Origin of the sequence: Vibrio comitans (assembly GCA_024346835.1) — a bacterium.
Lineage (GTDB): Bacteria > Pseudomonadota > Gammaproteobacteria > Enterobacterales > Vibrionaceae > Vibrio > Vibrio comitans.
The window spans coordinates 1,720,515-1,737,223 of record AP024866.1; the positions used below are offsets into that span (position 1 = coordinate 1,720,515).

A 16,709-nucleotide genomic window follows, 5' to 3' on the forward strand; every position below is an offset into this window, starting at 1 on the left:
TTGCACTACTTTATTGATGTTTATGTAATTGTATTACCAAATTAACACAGAATTGGTTAGTACAGTGTCATATGCAGCCCTACGGTTGAGATGAATCAACAAAGGTTAAATGCAAAGTAGCACGCTATATATACAACGGCGTCTTTTAGCAGGCATAGAATTGCCCCACAACCTTTAAACAGTCCAAGTTACCCAGTTTTGATGACGGGAACTTGAGTTGCTTTTTACAAAACCAGTAGAACTGGTATCCAGTACTCTCCCCCTCAAAAAGCATATGTCCACGCACGCTCGAAGCCTGAGTTTTATTTTAATTTCATCTGGTTATCGTACTTTGTTACAACAAACACCTACAAATACTTGAGCGTACGTTCAATTATCTACTATAGTTGTTTGGTCTAATAACTCACAACAAGGAAAAGTTATGAATCAAAATACCGAGTCTCAATCAACGCCAACGAGATCTATTCCCCAAGAAGCATTTGATTGGTACGACGAATATGCACACGGTCTAATTGACCGCAGAGAATTTATGGCTCGTTTGTCTGGACTTGCCGTACTTGGCTTAACCATGACCACACTAACCTCTGCACTGATTCCTAATTATGCCAAGGCAGAGCAAGTCTCTTTCAATGACCCTTCTATTAAAGCGACATATGAGAAGTTTCCGTCACCTAAAGGGCACGGAGAAGGTCAGGGTTACTTAGTGGTGCCAAGAGAGATAGATGGCAACGCACCTGTTGTATTAGTTATTCATGAAAATAGAGGCTTAAACCCATATATAAAGGACGTTGCAAGACGACTGGCAGCCGAAGGTTTTATTGCTTTTGCACCTGATGCGCTTTATTCGCTGGGTGGGTATCCAGGCAATGATGATGAAGGTCGAGCGATGCAGAAATCTCTATCAAGAGAGCGAATTGAAGAAGACTTTATAGCAGCTGCGAACTTTTTGAAGTCTCATGAGAAAAGTAGCGGAAAACTTGGCGCAGTCGGATTTTGCTTTGGTGGCTATATCGTCAACATGTTAGCTGCGGTAATGCCAGAACAACTAGATGCAGGTGTCCCTTTTTACGGTACTCCTGCAGCACCTGATTTAAGAAAGAATGTTAAAGGGCCATTGCTGATCCAATTTGCAGGGATCGATAAACGTGTTAACGCAACTTGGCCAGACTATGAGGCAGAGCTCAAAGAGATTGGAGCTGATTACACCGCTTACATTTACGAAGGCGTAAACCATGGCTTCCATAACGATTCGACAGGTCGATACGCCGAAGAAGAAGCGGAGTTAGCTTGGGCCCGTACTCTTGAGTTCTTTAATAAGCAACTTTCTTAACAGGTATTGTGCAGAACTAAATTCTGTCTAAAGACGTGTTGATGCGAGTTCGCGTAACACGTCTTTTCCCAAAACCTTAACAGCCTGCACTTCTTAGCTCAGAAGTATTCAGACGAATTTAGATAGGCAAAAAACCGAAACTGTCTGTTATTAAAAATGTTAGCTGTCGTCAAGCTTTGGATCCATCCGTGGACTGGGATTTATTTATTTTGTAATCGAAATTTAGAGCTTTTCTTTTCCTTTTTTCCAAGCATCAAATTCTTGGTGAGTCATTCGGATAGTTTCTGGGTACTTTTGTCCATATCTAGCTTTTTGAGCTAATTTATAGCCTTGAGCACGGTTTAAGCCGATACCTTGACAAAGCTCAGTAAACTTCTCACGATCTGCGATCCTTTTGCGGTCTTTATCTAATTGAAGTCCGAGCTCATATTCTCTTTGTTTAAATAACTTTTTAGCTTCCTCATATAGCTTATAAACGTCAGCCACAATGTGTTACCTTGTAAGTAAGTGAATTGAGTACTTTAACAAGAAACCCAAAATAGTTCATTACTGGGCAAATCGAGGGGACATTTGCAAATCGAAAATTCAGCTAACAAACGCTTTAAGACAGATTCGTAACGCTCGGCAGTTTTGATTTGGTTTTTGTGTTTACGGTGTATTAATTTTGTGTCGTAGTAGCGTTGCTCACCACTTAAGCGGACGTCATGTTTTATTCGAGAGTTGTGTATGAAAGTAAGTAATCCATTAACAATTGTGGCTATTTTTGCTGGAACAGCTGAAACATTTGCGACTGCTGCATTAGTCGCATTGCCAGAACCTATGCAGGCTAAATTTATATATTTTGTTATGCTCTTCCCTGTTCTTATCGTCACCTGCTTCTTTTTAACTTTGGTTTTTAAACCACAATCTTTATATGCTCCTAGTGATTTCTCAAATGAAGAGCATTTTCTAGATGCAAATAAACTGAAACAAGTGGTTTCTAAAGAAACTGAATCTGTCCTTAAAGAAGCAATAGAAAATAATATGTTAACTGGAGACGTTAAGTCATTATCAGAAAAGGTTGCAAACCTAACACTACAAAACCTAGAAGCTAGTGTTGATAAAAAGGTTCTTGATTATTTAACTCAACATCCGAACCAAGCATTCGAAAATCGAGTTTTAGGTCATATCCTTCAAGATCATAAAAGATCAATTTTAGAGTCTCTTATTCGTCTTGAGCACAATGGTCAAATTGTATCTGGGATGGATGGTGAGGTTAAAGTTTGGCAAATTAAAACATAACAAGGCATTTAAACACCTTTCATTTAGGAAGTATTTATGACTATTGATATTCGTTTTAGGTATTACCAAAGCAATGATAGAGAAGATTGCTTGAAGGTATTTGATGCAAATTGTCCCGAATTTTTCGCGCCGAATGAACGTTCTGATTATGCCGACTTTCTTGATTCCTCCCCTGAGGATTATGAAGTATGCATGTTGGGTAGTGATGTAATTGGAGCTTTTGGCTTGTCCGGCAATGATCCTTTATATAAATCGATAAACTGGATAATGATTTCACCCAAAGCTCAAGGTTTGGGGATAGGCGCTAAGTTTATGGAGCGAGCTATTAATTTGGCTAATGAGCATAGGTTGAGTCATATAAAAATAGCTGCTAGCCATTTATCTGCGCCATTCTTCGCTAAATATGGAGCATTAAGTATTAGTGAAGTTAAAGATGGCTGGGGTCCAGATATGCACCGTATTGATATGGAGCTGCACTTTTAGAATCGACGCTTAACAAAGCGCTCAAGCCTGATTCATGAACGCGTACCGAACTCGCTTAACTCAATCATGGCACACATTCACTCGTAGCTTTACATTATGTGGTTGCAGTAAAAGTAGGATTTTCAGGTGTTAGAAATTAAAACAATTAGCTTATTCTTTGTAACAGCAATTGCTGAAATTCTAGGGTGTTATCTACCTTATCTTTGGCTCAAAGAAGATAAATCAGCTTGGCTTTTGTTACCTGCTGCTTTCTGTCTTGCTCTATTTGCTTGGTTACTTTCACTTCATCCAACGGCAGCAGGCCGAGTTTATGCCGCTTATGGTGGCGTCTACATCTTTGTTGCTATTCTCTGGTTGTGGATAGTTGATGGCATTCGTCCGACTCTTTGGGACGTTGTCGGAGTTTCAGTCGCATTACTTGGTATGGCTATCATAATGTTTGCGCCTAGAACCACATAGCAAGGCGTTTTAGGCTGACTCGCAACCTATACAGCTTTAATACAAAAATATGCACCAGTGTTTATGACACAATGGTTTAGGCAGGGTGATAGCGTTGCTTTACGTACCAAACTGCGAAAGCAATGACCATTGCCAACTCGACAACAACCCACATCCATTGCCGTGGTGATGAGCCATCTATAACAATACCTATTCCGCGTGAAATTAAAGCTCCTATAGTTATTGTCATACCCAACGCAGCAGCAGTTAACAAGAATGGGCTAACTTGGTGATGAAACATGAGTAACATACCTATCCCCATCACAAAGCCCCAGCGAACTCTTCGTTCAATGGCTTGAAATGTATCTTCTGGAATTGGTTTACTACTCACAAGCTCAGGGTTATAGCTAAGAACAGCCCCTAGTAATAAAACGATAAAACCAGCGACTTGTAAGAATATTTTATGACCCATTCATCACCTTAAATGCTCATAACGGTTATTAGAGCGATTATATCAACGTTATCCGTTACGATTAGTTTTGTATCCACTGGAAATCTTTTCTCCAAAGATGTGCTGGTAGAGTCAGAGATTCATCAGAGACTACATGGCTAATAGCGCTTTGATCTTAGGCATAGCCTCTTTTGTAGCAAGGTATCCTGCTTCAATCGCCTGTGATTTTTCGTCAAATGCTCCACTACTGCTCGGTTCAAATTGTGGCGCTATTACCACATCAGCACTGTTCAACTCGTCTTGAGACAAGCGGCAACTCTGCATTCGGAAGGCTGCAAGAGTAATCTTACTAGCAGAGATTTCTGGAGCCGTTTGATTGTGACAATAAATATCTACGGCGATGACCTTATTAGCCCCTAAGTTTCTTGCGGCGTATACCGGTACCACGCTAAATACTCCCCCATCAATCAAAATGTCCCCTTGATTCTGCACTGGTACAAATGCGCCTGGGATTGTTGATGAAGCTTGTACCGCATGACCTGGGTTCCCAGAGCGAATTATTACGGTTTCTTGGGTAGTTAGGTTTGTAGCCGTCACTGCGACAGGAATTGGCATGTCTGCTAGGTCATCGTACTCTACTTGGGTATTAATCCACTTTGAGAGTCTCTTACCGTTGACTAGCCCTTTTGAAGAGACCACAAAGTCAGCGATATCCGATAGATTTACCTCATCGATAGTTTCTTCCATCTTCGATAGATTCATTCCTGATGCATATAGCGTTGCTGCAATTGAACCTGCTGATGTGCCACTCACTACATCCGGTTTTATCCCTTCCTCTTTGAGTGCTTTAAGTACCCCAAGATGCATAAACCCTCGTACGCCACCACCACCAAAAGCAATCCCTAGCTCATGTTTAGCACGTTCTGGGGTAGTAGCTGCATTCAAGTCTTCATAAACGTTGGGAGACGAACATGCCATTAAACCCACTGTCGTCGCAGAAATTATCAGGCTCTTTAACATTAATACCTTACCAAATCGTTGAATCGCCATACTGTGAACCTCTTTAATCTTGTTGGGTTAATTGCTAGCGATGAAAATGTATTTGCATGCTGCTATGGGTGGGCGTATCGTTAAGTGGAAGCAACTATATCTCTCGACAACCTGTATAAATAGGCTAATTAGTCTTTAAAACATGCCTATTTGTATCAACTTACTCATTTAAGCCGAAATATGAAGCAGAGAATTAAACAACTAGTAGAGAGCCGAATTACTGAAGACGGTATGGTCGAAACAGGAATCAAAGGCGTTAGTCTGTTTAGAGTAACGCACTCGATGCCTTGTGCACCTGCGGTATATGAACCTACCGTTGTTGTGATATTGAGTGGCAAAAAAGAAGCGATTCTGGACGGAGATCATTACATCTACGACAACAGCCATTATCTGTGCTGTACAGTATCTCTTCCCGTCGAAGCAGGTACACCTGAAGCTTCGCCTGAAGATCCATTGTTGGGGGTTTATATCTCTCTTGATACCAAGGTGATGACAGAGCTGGCTATTGAGATGGAAAGTACTGCGAGAGCGATAAAGTTACCCAAAAGCAGTTCACAACCACCGGGTATGTCACTGGCAAACTGGGACAGCACTTTTTCCGATGCGCTACTTCGATTGCTTCAACTTGGCGAGAGCAACACAGATACAGCGATCTTAGGTGAAAGCCGCCTGCGCGAGCTTTACTACGCGGTGTTAAAAGGCGATGCGGGTATCTCTGCAAGAAGAGCATTTGGTATTGGCAACGAAATCGCTAAGTCGATTGAGTACCTATCACTTAACCTAAGTAAGAACGTCACTATCGATGAACTCGCTTCTTTGGTTGGTATGAGCCGCGCGGTTTTTCATCGTAAATTTAAACAAGCGACTCGAATATCCCCAATACAGTTTATGAAGTCGATGCGTCTAAACAAGGCGGCTATGAAGATAGCGGCGGGAATGACGGTCAACGAAGCGGCGATGGCTGTTGGGTATGTCAGCTCTTCTCAATTTAGTCGTGAGTTTAAACGCATGTATGGTCAATCGCCCAAGCAATGGAGCCAATCAAAGGGCTTAATTGAAAACATCGCTTAGCTAACTATATCTCTGGAACCTTGTTTAAACTGCAGTTCTACTAGCCTCTGATACAAATCGCAGCTCTGAAGTAACTCAGCGTGATTTCCCACATCGACCAGCTTGCCATGATTCAATACTGCTATTTGGTCGGCGTGTTGGATCGTAGAAAGGCGATGCGCAATAATAATGGTGGTTCTATTCCTCATCAGCTCTTCTAGGGCCTTTTGCACATGATGCTCGCTTTCGCTATCAAGTGCGCTGGTGGCTTCATCCAATAGCAAGATGGTTGGGTCTTTAAGAATGGCCCGAGCAATAGCAATACGCTGACGCTGTCCGCCAGATAATCGAACGCCCTTTTCTCCTAAGAAGCTTTGATAACCTTGTGGAAGGTTCACAATAAACTCATGGGCATGAGCCTTCTTAGCGGCTTCTATCACCTCTTCATCTGTGGCGTTTGGTTTGCCATAGCGAATGTTATGAAATACATCATGGCTGAATAGCGCTGGTTGCTGAGGTACTAGTGCCATGGTATCGCGCAGTTCTTTCGGGTCAAAACGACGCACATCCACACCACCTAATTTAACCGCTCCCTGCTGAGGATCATAAAAGCGTTGTAGTAACTCAAACAGAGTCGTTTTACCCGCGCCAGACGGGCCCACCAGCGCAAGTACCCTGCCCTCTGCGGCGGTCAAATTTAGGTGACTAATGGCAGCGGTGTCTTTTCTTGAGGGGTAGAAGAAAGACACGTCATCAAAAGTCACCTCAGCTGACAACCCCTTGGTCGAAAGCTCATCATTTTGCGGCGCCACAATATGGCTTTCTACATTGAGGATCTCGAGCAATCGTTCTGTAGCGCCAGCGGCACGTTGCAATTCTCCAAAGACTTCAGAAATTGTCGCCGTCGATGAAGCAACCATAATCGCATAAAACACGAACGCGCCCAGGTCGCCTGCTGACATCTTACCGTGAATAACATCACTTCCCCCAACCCAGAGCATGCCAGATATAGCGCTAAATACGATTACAATAACCCCTGAAATAAGGATCGCTCTTTGCTTTACGCGCTCTCGCCCTATCTCATACGCTCGTTCAACCTCGGTTGAAAATGACGCCTTTTCCTCAGATTCTCGGCTATAACTTTGCACGGTTTTTATGTGCTCAATAGCTTCCCCTGCGTAACTGCCCACGTCAGACATCGAATCCTGACTCTTGCGAGAGAGCGCGCGAACTCGCCTACCGTAAACCAATATGGGAACTAAGATAAACGGGACTGAAGCGAGCACAATCAAAGTCAGCTTTACGTTGGTGGCAAACAACATAATGATCGCGCCAATACACATTAAGGCACTGCGCATCGCCATAGAAAAAGACGACCCTATGATGCTTTGCAGTAACGTAGTATCGGTGGTTAGGCGTGACATAATGTCGCCACTGCCATTGGTTTCAAAATAACTAGGATGCAAGGTCACAACGTGGTTAAACACCGCAAGGCGTATGTCTGCGCTCACTCTCTCACCCACAGATGAGACCAAATAGAACCGGAAGAAGGTCCCGATAGAAATACAGATAGTCACCACAACGATAAATTGAATCGCACTACTAAGGTCGCTAAGTGAACGCTGAGAAAAGCCCTCATCGATGAGCAAACGTACGCCGTGGCCAACGGACAGCGTCAGTCCTGCGGTGAAAAACAAGGCGACTAAAGCGGCAAACACCTTAGTTTTATAAGGCCCTACAAATCGAAGTAACTCAAGTAAAATGCTCAAGCTTTTTCGGCCATTTTGGGACTCGTTATCAGGCATATCTTGCGGCTGTTCTTTTGTATTTTGTTTCTGCATTTCAATGCCTTATGCGATTGAGAATCTATTTACGTTACTTTACAGTAAATCCCCTATAAGTTTCACAGAGTTAATAGATAATACGAATATAAATTCACTAATCGGTATTGAATCATGGCAACCAACACTAAAAAACTTTCACTCACTACCATTGTAATGCACTGGCTAGCGGGCGTGTCTTTCATTGGCGTATTTATCGTCGGCCTGATTATGTCGGAGATGGACAGAGGCCCGAGCAAATCTGAGCTAATGGGGTATCACAAATCCATTGGCGTACTAATTCTTATCGTCGCGACAATTCGTATTCTTTGGCGACTCAAGGAAGGTAAACTATCAAGCTTAGGTAGCAGCCCTGCGTGGCAAGAAAAGATTGCGCACGCTGTGCATGGCATCTTGATGCTTGCGACTATCGCTATGCCTATTTCAGGCATTATCATGAGTGCTGCAGGTGGTAGATCTGTCGATGTCTTTGGGTGGGTGATTATTAGTGCAGGCGAGAAGATTGAATGGCTGCAACAACTAGGCAGTACCGTTCACCACAGTGCCGTCAATATCATAGTTGCAGTGTTGGTGTTACATGTAATCGGCGCGCTAAAGCACCAATTTATGGATAAAGACGGCACCATCAGTCGGATGATTGGCAAGAATATTTAAGGCCGGTTTCCTAAGATAAGAGAGGCATTGTTCATTGAACGATACCTCTCTGTACACAATGGTTCTATCCGATTAATCCTCGTAAGCGTAAGCTAATTCTTGCTCAAAGACGCTATGATTCGTGGATATCTTCTTACTATTGAAGGTATAAAAACACTTTCTAGTACGAGAGTGTTTGATGTACTTCAGCCACGTTGTTTCAAGTTTAGTATTCGCTTTTTTCGGATCCTTAAGAGCCTTTAGAAAATGTTTTTCTTCTTGATTCATCGGCTCTAGCCTGCCTGTTTCTAGCCCAGACAAGGTATCACCGTAATACATCAATAGTTCATCTTCTAAGATTGTAAAGTTGCCTGATTTAGCGAAACCACGAGGAAAAGCTTTATCGTCGTAGAAGCGTTTTTCACCCAAGCGAATCAATGTCTCAGCCACAATGACCTCTATTATTTATGTTGTTAGAACAAACTGAAAATAGAGTGAAAAGTAGTGATTGAAAATCAAATAATTTTTGTCGTTTCTATAAGTCCATTCTATCGTTCTGCATTCCCTTAAATGCCACTCTTAACATTCTCTAACTCAGAGTAGCACTACCTTTTAATCACGCTCTCGAACGCAAAAGTCATGCCTGCGCTGTATACGGATTGATTGGCAAACAACTGCTTTAGCAGCTCATAAAAGCGACTGACATGCACCGGTTTATCATTTTGATAAGTATGCACCACATACAGCGGCCATACTTTGCCATAGAGATCAGGTGCTACATGGACTAGTTCACTGCTTCTTAGATAAGGGATGGCCGATATGTCAGGTAAAGATACTATGCCCATATGATTGAGCGCCATATTCAGCGCCGTTGGCAATGTATTGGTTTTAGCAAAGGGATTCAGTTTAATGGTGTGAGATTGTTGGCTTTTCAGATTGAGAATAGACATGGTACTTTTTTGCCAACTCGACGAGATCCAGGGGTGTTGCTCTAAGTCGCGCAGGCTAAAATTTTTTGCCGTCTTGCGATGTCTTTGCAGGTAGAGGGGCGTGGCACAAAATATCTCAGTGATCTTTGCCAATGGCAATGCCTTAAACCCACTGTCCTGCAATTCCCCACCACGTATGGCCAAATCTATATTATTTTTCACCAAATCAATCTGGCAGTCGCTGACATTAAGGCCGGGCTCTAATCCTGGATACTCTCTACATAGTTTGCGCATTGCAGGCAACACCACTGCCGTCTCGATGGAGTGAGGGTAAGTAATGTTAAAGGGGCCTTTGGGGTTGTGCTGCGCATCGACAAGATCAGTAAAGGCGTAGTTTACCTGCTCTTGAATCATCTGGCTGCGTACTAATATTTTCTCGCCAATGGCGGTGAGTGTTAAGCCTCGTGTGGTTCGAATAATCAACTGCACCGCGAGGTCATCTTCAAGCGCCCTCACCTGCTGACTAACAGCGGACTTGCTGATCCCAAGTGCCTCAGCGGCATCAGTGAAACTGCCCTGCTTGGCAACTTCTCCAAACACCAATAATCGAGACACTTGCTTTGATCTATGCATTGATCGTGGCCACACGTCCGTTGATTTGTAGCTAGAAGTGTAGCTGTAAAGAAAACCTTAACAATGTTTCTAGATTAATCGCATTGTTAAAAGTTCAACTAAACCTAGACTTTTGTATGAGCGTTTAGCGCATCAATATAATAAGAAGGAACATACAATGAACAACTTAAAAACCATGGCGTGTTTGCTTAGTGTGTTTTTAGTCAGTAGCTATACCTTCGCAGCATCTACAGAAAATAATCAATATTCACCTAAAGTGTTTTTGGATCATACCAGCAAATACAACACCTTAGATGGGCTTACCCTAGATAAACAAGGCAACATCATTGCCTCAGTGCCAAACTTCAATAACGACTACTTAATAAAAAACGGCACCATTGAAACAGCGGCCCCACCCGTAATGGCAATCATTACCAAAGATAATCAAGTCAGCGATTGGTACCAATTTAAACCAGAAGACATGCACCAAGGCACAGGCAAGATTGGCCCTATGGAGTGCGCCTTTGGCCCTGATGGCAATCTGTATATCGCGGATATGCAAGTATTGTGGGACGGGAATAATGCCTCACGAGTACTTCGTATCAATATAGTCGATGGTAAGCCTGTCGATATGGACGTGGTTGTTGAAGGGTTTATCGTCGCCAATGGTCTTACTTGGAAAGGCGATACCTTGTTTGTCACCGAGTCCATCTTAGTTCACGAGGCTGCGCCCGCCGAAGGTGAGAAAAAAGCGCCCCTACGAAGTGGTGTCTATGCATTCTCATTAGAAGAATTGCAACAAGGTACAGTGACATTATCGCCTTATAGTGAAGCCAAAGACCCACACCTAGTCGCGCAGATGGTTTCGAGTAATCGTGTTGGGTTTGGTGCTGATGGGCTTGCGGTTGATGATGAGGGTAATCTGTACACCTCTATCATGGAAGACGGCGTTATCTATAAAACCCAATTTGATCAAGACGACAACATCCTAAGTACCAAGATATTTACCGCTAGCGATAAAATGGTTTCATCAGACGGCATCCTATGGGATAGCAACCGACAAAAACTCTATGTTGCCGATATCCTAAATAATGCGGTGCACTCTGTAAGTACTGATGCGAGTGTGGAAACCCTGCACCAAAATGCTGATACCTCTGGTGCCGACGGTTCCTTAGATCAACCCGTAGTGCTGTTACTTCGCGATGACCAACTGATTGTGGTCAACATGGATATCGCCTGGATTACCCCTAAAGGTGTAGCAGTGAATACCGAAGTAGAAGCACCGTTCAACCTTTCCGTCATCGACTTATAGAAAACGACCTTTCTTTCATAATGACTAACTAGCCTATTGCCTCACACAATAGGCCAGTCTTTACCCAAAGTATCCCTTAGCCAAACTAATTCTGTCCACAAAGCCCGTCTGTAAAACAACAGTGTTCAAATCAATCCTATTCTTCAAAACACACCAGATATTTGCCCTACAATCTTGGTATTGATTGGTTTAATTTCTGAGTACTTATATGAAAAAAATCATTTTCTTTGTTCCCGTCAACAATACCGAAGAGGTAAAAAATGCCCTGTTCGATGCTGGTGCAGGAAAAATTGGAGACTACGATCGCTGCTGCTTTGAAACACAAGGCCAAGGGCAATTTCGCCCGTTAGCCAAGGCCAATCCACATATTGGTACTCATGGTGCGGTTGAGTGTCTAAAAGAACTGAAAGTAGAGTTAGTCTGTGATGATAGATACATAAAACAAAGCATTGAAGCACTGCTCGAGGCCCACCCTTATGAAGAGGTCGCCTTTGAGGTGTACGATATGTTGGATTGGAAAACCTTCTAACTGGTAAGTCAAAGGCCGGTTGATGAATTAAATAGCGTCAGCAACCAGTTGGTTCTTTTGAGAATATAGAGATTCAGCTCTCTATGCGTTCTATCTTTCGTTGCATCAACAAATACGCGCGCCAGTAATTAAATATGCCCCCAAGCAAAAACAATATGCTTCCAAGCATATATTGCCACGCCAGAAAATTAAGAATGAGCAAGTGATCAGTCGGAGATTCAAAGGCCCAAAGATAAGGCACTGACGCAATTGCGTACAATACTGAACCTACGATAAAGGTAATGGACGTTAGATTCATCAGCTGCAACAGCTGTACCGACTCTGCCCTTATAATCAAGAAGACGTTAGTTGATGCCCCAAACACAAACAATACACTGCCAATAATAAACAGCCAGGCACTCGCTATGGGGTACCCTATCACCTCAAACCCAACAACTCGCCCCAAAACAAAACTAAGCGTCCCCATCATGTAGGTAGCACCCGCAAAATACTCAAGCCTATCTTGCCGATTATGAGCGGTATGACTTTTCCAGTAGCGTCGTATTTCTGCCATATCATGAACATTCACCACTAGATAAATCAAAGAAGCAATCAGGAAGATCACTCCACCGATATGAGAATATTGAGCTTGGTTTGGGAAAAAGAAATAGCTGCCAATGACAAAAAGGATTCCGCCGATCTTATAAGCAATGGCATTGATGGTTTCCCAACGAAACTGGGAGGCGAGTTCCTTTTTATTGGCGGTTAAATTCATGATACGTCGACGATTAGAAAAGACGTGAGGCATAGATACAATTCTCGACTGATGAGGAAAATCGCTTAGAGCGAATAAAGGATATGGATAGGAAGAGGTGATGAACTTCTATCTCGAGTTCATTTTATCCATTAAGTGCGCTGCGGCTAATCTCGAGTGATGGACTAGACCCTACATTCTAGACAGAATCAAAAAAAAACTTATCGCTCTCTCTAACCCCTTTAAAGAAACCAGATTCACTGCAATCCAAGTCACAGTGAAATCAGAAATATTATTTCCCATTACAACATTATGCTCATGCGTTCATTAAGCTAGCCCGCAAATTGACCTCATCAACTGATGACGAATCCAAGGGGGGATTATGAAAAAAAGCGCAATGGCTGTAGTGGTGATAGCGGGAATGACACTTCTATCTGGCTGCAATGCAGACTCTGAAATCAAAAACATTGAACACAAGGCTGAGAAAGAAGTACTTCGCAATATAGATGGGCTTACAGCCGCTGAGGTAGCGCTCACATTCAGAGCCCCTGACATCAGCGAACGCGAACCTGCTAATACTTGCTATGTACGCACAGGCGAGCATGAATTAGCGGCAAGCGTGTCAAAAACCGATGTTGCTTACGTTGAAGCATCAGACCCTATCTCTGAAAAATACGACGACTCTTGTAAAGCGCTTGGGTTAGATCGCAGCAACCTTAATGTGCAGGTAGACTTCAATGAGGCTGACACTCAAGTCGATCGAGTTCGACGTAGCTTTAAGAACTTCGAGGTTCAACAAGATTTTTCCAGTCCTTTAGCACTGCCAGATTATGGCCAAATTACACTACGTAGTCCTTATGAGGAAATGAAAGGCTATGACTACCAGGTGACTATCGCACTTGAGAACAAAGATAGTGACAAAGTGGTGCTTAAATCAGGCTTCGTAAAACACAACGCTGACGAATCAGACTGGACTATCTCTCCTCGTAGCACGACCTACAAAAACGTTAGAGATATAAGAAGCCACAGCGGAATACCGAACTCAGTAAAAAGACACGATGCAATCAATGATACATGGAAAGACTACTTACAGACTCCATAGATCAAGTGATGTATCGTTAGGTAGTTACCAAATAAAAAGGAGCTCATTTGAGCTCCTTTTCTAGTTATTAGCAGAGAGAAATTTATCTATCGTATCGCTTATTAACCTAAACGCTTGATCTACGGGCGAGAAACCAACGCCAATTCTTGTTCACAATAAGCAGTAGTCCATTGCTCCAAAAGTTCCGGATTCTGACTTACTTGATGCATATCCGTAACCACAAAATGTAAGAAGTGCTCATGGAAATCCGCTGCCTCGATATCAGCGCTAGATTTCCGTACGCGATTCGTGCTTCAAGTTCTAGCACAACTATTCCACGCTCATTCAACAAACCATGGATTAACTCACAATACTCTGTTCTCAAGTGAAGAATTCGAGTTATAGATAAGAGAAAAGTAACTCACTATAAAAGAAGTACAGCTCATCCAAAGACTTAATCCTATACTGGTATTAGTTCACACAAGTTCATGAGATATATGGAAATATCGACTCAGCACTTCCGCTTCATTAAGTTGCACCTATTTCTTTTACTCTGTTTTATCGCAAGTTGCAGTTTGGCTGTACCCTACTTCGAAAATGCGACTGTTACTGAAATTGGTCTAGCGGTATGCAGTGGAGTCATCTGGATAGCTTTTGGGTTTCTAGCAAGAGAAAAACAAGAGCTAAAGCTACTTTGCTTAACCCTGTTACTCACTCTCTCATCGATCTACACCTACCAGTCATTCTTTGCCATAGACAATGAAGTCGCCAGTGCATTATTAGTTAACTTCTTATGGTTATTACTATTGTCTCTTCAGGCCTACACATACTTGAAAGTTATTTCGTGGCTGGCCGTAGTGGCACTGATTGGAGTCAGCTGTACCTTGTTTTTGGGCAATATTTACTATGGTTCACTAGATAAAGAGTTGATCTTTGCCATCATGCAAACCAATACCGCAGAGCTAGCTGAATACTTAAGATTCTTACTTGATGCTGAAGCCATTCTTGTCATAGCTGTATCTTTTAGCTTACTTATTATCTGGTTGCATTACGCCACAACAACCTCGTTCAAGGCCCCGTTGCTCAGTGTTTGCTTGGTCTTTCTTTCTGGATATACTCTACTTTTACCCAATGGTTATTTAGGTATCAAAGCTGCACTAGCATATGCCGAACAGTATCACTACGAATTGGAACAGCTACAAAAGGTTATTCACCGCCGCACATCCAACCTTACGGACTATCAAGCGACTACAAACTCTAATGGCAGCCTACATGTACTAGTTATTGGTGAATCTTTATCTCGGTTTCATCTCAACAACTATGGATACCGCCGAAACACAACGCCATGGATAAACCGCAGTGATCCTGTCGTATTTGAACACGCCTACTCCAGTCACACTCACACCATGGAAGTACTCTCTCAGGCCCTAACTCAAAGTAATCAGTACAACAAATTGGATTATTACCGTAGTGCTTCTCTCATTGATGTTTTGAATCAAGTAGGCTTTCAAACAGCATGGATTAGCAATCAAATTTCAGCGGGCATATGGGATAACTTGGTGTCAGCTCTTGCACAAGAAAGCAATTACGTTCGTTTTATCAATACCAACGTCGGAAAATCTGACCATACTCGAAAACTAGATGATGCATTAATAAATGAATTCGAAGCATACCTTTCCCACCAAGATCTATCACAGGATCACTTCATCGTTTTGCATATGATGGGGAGTCATATCAATTATTGTGACCGCATCAAAGGCGCTGAGTTATCTATAGCATCGGCGCCTAACTATCTGTATTTAAATAAAGAAAACGAATGTTACGATAAGACCGTGTTATTCACCGACAAAGTACTTGAACAAATACATCACATCGCATCAAAAACACCCTATTTCACTTCCATGACCTTTTTGTCTGATCATGGGGAAGAAGTTTTTGAAGGCTTAGGGCACGATGCAAGGAAGTTTAAAGAGACAATGGCTGAGATTCCGATGTTCATTTGGCCAGGAAACAATATGCACCTCTCGAAGCTAGAAACTCTCAAATCACACCGAAATAGAATATTCTCCAACGACCTACTTTTTGACACCATATTAGGTCTGACCGATGTTAACACTCCAGTAAAGTCTAACGACTTTGATATAAGCTCCAGTCAGTTTCACTTACCGATCTCTGAAGCAAAAACGATGCACTCTTCAGTCCCGATATCTAGCTTGCCGCTATTCCAGGCTCAAAATAATCTGTTAAAGGTCAATAACCTAATGGCACACAGAGTCAATACCATTGGTGCTATGGATGATGCTTATAAACAAGGATTCAAGGGCATTGAGCTTGACGTGATTTTTGATGGCGATAGCAACACAATCGTCGTGGGCCATGACAAAGGCACGCTATCAGGTCTAACGCTTAAGCAGTATATGGATTTCGAGAAAGGCCGCTTTAATGCCATATGGCTTGATTTTAAGAACATTGATGAAACTAATCTGGAGTCTGTATTTTTAGAACTAGAATCTTTGGACAAGCAATACTCTCTAAAGAAACGCTCTCTTTTGGAAACATCATCCACCTCGCCTAAGATAAGGCAATTATCTCAGGCTAAATGGAAAACCAGCTACTACCTACCCACGAAAGAGTATATAGAAATCTCAGCCTCATCCTCCTCTAGGATAAAGAAATCCAAACAACAACTCTTTGAACAACTTTCCACGCAAGAGATGACCTCACTCAGCTTCGATTCCTCTCTACTGAAATTTGTTCAAGCCCACCTGCCGGAAGTCACCGATACCTTGAATCTAGAGCTAAATACCTGGACATCATTGCAGGTAGCAGACGAGTTGCTAAAAAGTAAGTTGAATCAAGCGGGCTTACTTAATGACCAAATAAAGCGCGTTATTGTCGTGCACCAATCTCGTTTCAAGCTTTAGCACAACTATTCCACTCTCTCTCAACAGCACCA

General features: G+C 42.5%; 17 protein-coding genes. 10 read left to right on the forward strand and 7 right to left on the reverse strand.

The window, feature by feature from the left end; all coding sequences use genetic code 11:
- The first annotated feature begins 421 nt into the window (after positions 1-421).
- Positions 422-1,330, forward strand: coding sequence for a dienelactone hydrolase family protein (locus OCU46_RS07835; RefSeq protein ID WP_141268245.1), 909 nt, complete (start codon positions 422-424; stop codon positions 1,328-1,330).
- A 222-nt stretch (positions 1,331-1,552) separates the two neighbouring features.
- Here OCU46_RS07835 and OCU46_RS07840 read toward each other — a convergent pair whose 3' ends face one another.
- Positions 1,553-1,816 carry a hypothetical protein gene (locus OCU46_RS07840; RefSeq protein WP_141268246.1) on the reverse strand — a complete coding sequence of 88 codons (264 nt, stop codon included), beginning with the start codon at positions 1,814-1,816 and terminating at the stop codon, positions 1,553-1,555.
- 240 nt (positions 1,817-2,056) lie between these two features.
- Here OCU46_RS07840 and OCU46_RS07845 point away from each other — a divergent pair, with 240 nt between their 5' ends.
- The 3 genes from OCU46_RS07845 to OCU46_RS07855 all read left to right on the forward strand — a co-directional run bounded on the left by OCU46_RS07845 (position 2,057) and on the right by OCU46_RS07855 (position 3,553).
- Positions 2,057-2,611, forward strand: a complete 555-nt coding sequence (locus OCU46_RS07845) for a hypothetical protein (protein ID WP_141268247.1) — start codon at positions 2,057-2,059, stop codon at positions 2,609-2,611.
- Between the two features lie 36 nt (positions 2,612-2,647).
- Entirely contained in the window at positions 2,648-3,094 is a 447-nt protein-coding gene (locus OCU46_RS07850) for a GNAT family N-acetyltransferase (RefSeq protein WP_141268248.1), read from the forward strand.
- Positions 3,095-3,220: 126 nt separating this feature from the next.
- Entirely contained in the window at positions 3,221-3,553 is a 333-nt protein-coding gene (locus OCU46_RS07855) for a YnfA family protein (protein WP_141268249.1), read from the forward strand.
- A gap of 76 nt (positions 3,554-3,629) precedes the next feature.
- Here the strand turns inward: OCU46_RS07855 and OCU46_RS07860 are convergent, their stop codons facing one another.
- Both OCU46_RS07860 and OCU46_RS07865 read right to left on the reverse strand, forming a co-directional pair.
- Positions 3,630-4,004, reverse strand: a complete 375-nt coding sequence (locus OCU46_RS07860; RefSeq protein ID WP_141268250.1) for a DUF4345 family protein — start codon at positions 4,002-4,004, stop codon at positions 3,630-3,632.
- Positions 4,005-4,133: 129 nt separating this feature from the next.
- Positions 4,134-5,033 carry a patatin-like phospholipase family protein gene (locus OCU46_RS07865; RefSeq protein WP_208733506.1) on the reverse strand — a complete coding sequence of 300 codons (900 nt, stop codon included), beginning with the start codon at positions 5,031-5,033 and terminating at the stop codon, positions 4,134-4,136.
- A 180-nt stretch (positions 5,034-5,213) separates the two neighbouring features.
- On the opposite strand from OCU46_RS07865, the gene OCU46_RS07870 reads away from it, so the two are divergent.
- Positions 5,214-6,104, forward strand: coding sequence for an AraC family transcriptional regulator (locus tag OCU46_RS07870; protein ID WP_141268251.1), 891 nt, complete (start codon positions 5,214-5,216; stop codon positions 6,102-6,104).
- Here the strand turns inward: OCU46_RS07870 and OCU46_RS07875 are convergent.
- Positions 6,101-7,888 (reverse strand): ABC transporter ATP-binding protein/permease, encoded by a 1,788-nt coding sequence (locus OCU46_RS07875; protein ID WP_307722292.1) that lies wholly within the window; start codon positions 7,886-7,888, stop codon positions 6,101-6,103. The two genes, OCU46_RS07870 and OCU46_RS07875, sit on opposite strands and share 4 nt — an antisense overlap.
- Positions 7,889-8,038: 150 nt before the next feature.
- Between OCU46_RS07875 and OCU46_RS07880 the strand changes: the two genes are divergently transcribed.
- On the forward strand, positions 8,039-8,578 hold the full coding sequence (locus tag OCU46_RS07880) for a cytochrome b (RefSeq protein ID WP_141268253.1): 540 nt from the start codon (positions 8,039-8,041) through the stop codon (positions 8,576-8,578).
- Between the two features lie 72 nt (positions 8,579-8,650).
- On the opposite strand, the gene OCU46_RS07885 is transcribed toward OCU46_RS07880, so the two are convergent.
- The gene (locus OCU46_RS07885) at positions 8,651-9,007 is read right to left on the reverse strand and encodes a MaoP family protein (RefSeq protein WP_141268254.1); all 357 of its coding nucleotides are present in this window, start codon (positions 9,005-9,007) and stop codon (positions 8,651-8,653) included.
- 155 nt (positions 9,008-9,162) lie between these two features.
- Positions 9,163-10,119, reverse strand: a complete 957-nt coding sequence (locus OCU46_RS07890; protein ID WP_141268255.1) for a LysR family transcriptional regulator — start codon at positions 10,117-10,119, stop codon at positions 9,163-9,165.
- A 157-nt stretch (positions 10,120-10,276) separates the two neighbouring features.
- Between OCU46_RS07890 and OCU46_RS07895 the strand changes: the two genes are divergently transcribed.
- Both OCU46_RS07895 and OCU46_RS07900 read left to right on the forward strand, forming a co-directional pair.
- Entirely contained in the window at positions 10,277-11,410 is a 1,134-nt protein-coding gene (locus OCU46_RS07895; RefSeq protein WP_141268256.1) for a hypothetical protein, read from the forward strand.
- A 208-nt stretch (positions 11,411-11,618) separates the two neighbouring features.
- The gene (locus OCU46_RS07900) at positions 11,619-11,939 is read left to right on the forward strand and encodes a YqfO family protein (protein ID WP_141268257.1); all 321 of its coding nucleotides are present in this window, start codon (positions 11,619-11,621) and stop codon (positions 11,937-11,939) included.
- A 73-nt stretch (positions 11,940-12,012) separates the two neighbouring features.
- Here the strand turns inward: OCU46_RS07900 and OCU46_RS07905 are convergent, their stop codons facing one another.
- Complete coding sequence (locus OCU46_RS07905) at positions 12,013-12,726, reverse strand: YrhK family protein (RefSeq protein ID WP_141268258.1); 714 nt, start codon at positions 12,724-12,726, stop codon at positions 12,013-12,015.
- Positions 12,727-13,054: 328 nt separating this feature from the next.
- On the opposite strand from OCU46_RS07905, the gene OCU46_RS07910 reads away from it, so the two are divergent.
- Positions 13,055-13,774, forward strand: a complete 720-nt coding sequence (locus OCU46_RS07910; protein ID WP_141268259.1) for a hypothetical protein — start codon at positions 13,055-13,057, stop codon at positions 13,772-13,774.
- 476 nt (positions 13,775-14,250) lie between these two features.
- Positions 14,251-16,677, forward strand: a complete 2,427-nt coding sequence (locus tag OCU46_RS07915) for a sulfatase-like hydrolase/transferase (RefSeq protein ID WP_167495313.1) — start codon at positions 14,251-14,253, stop codon at positions 16,675-16,677.
- Positions 16,678-16,709 lie beyond the last annotated feature (32 nt).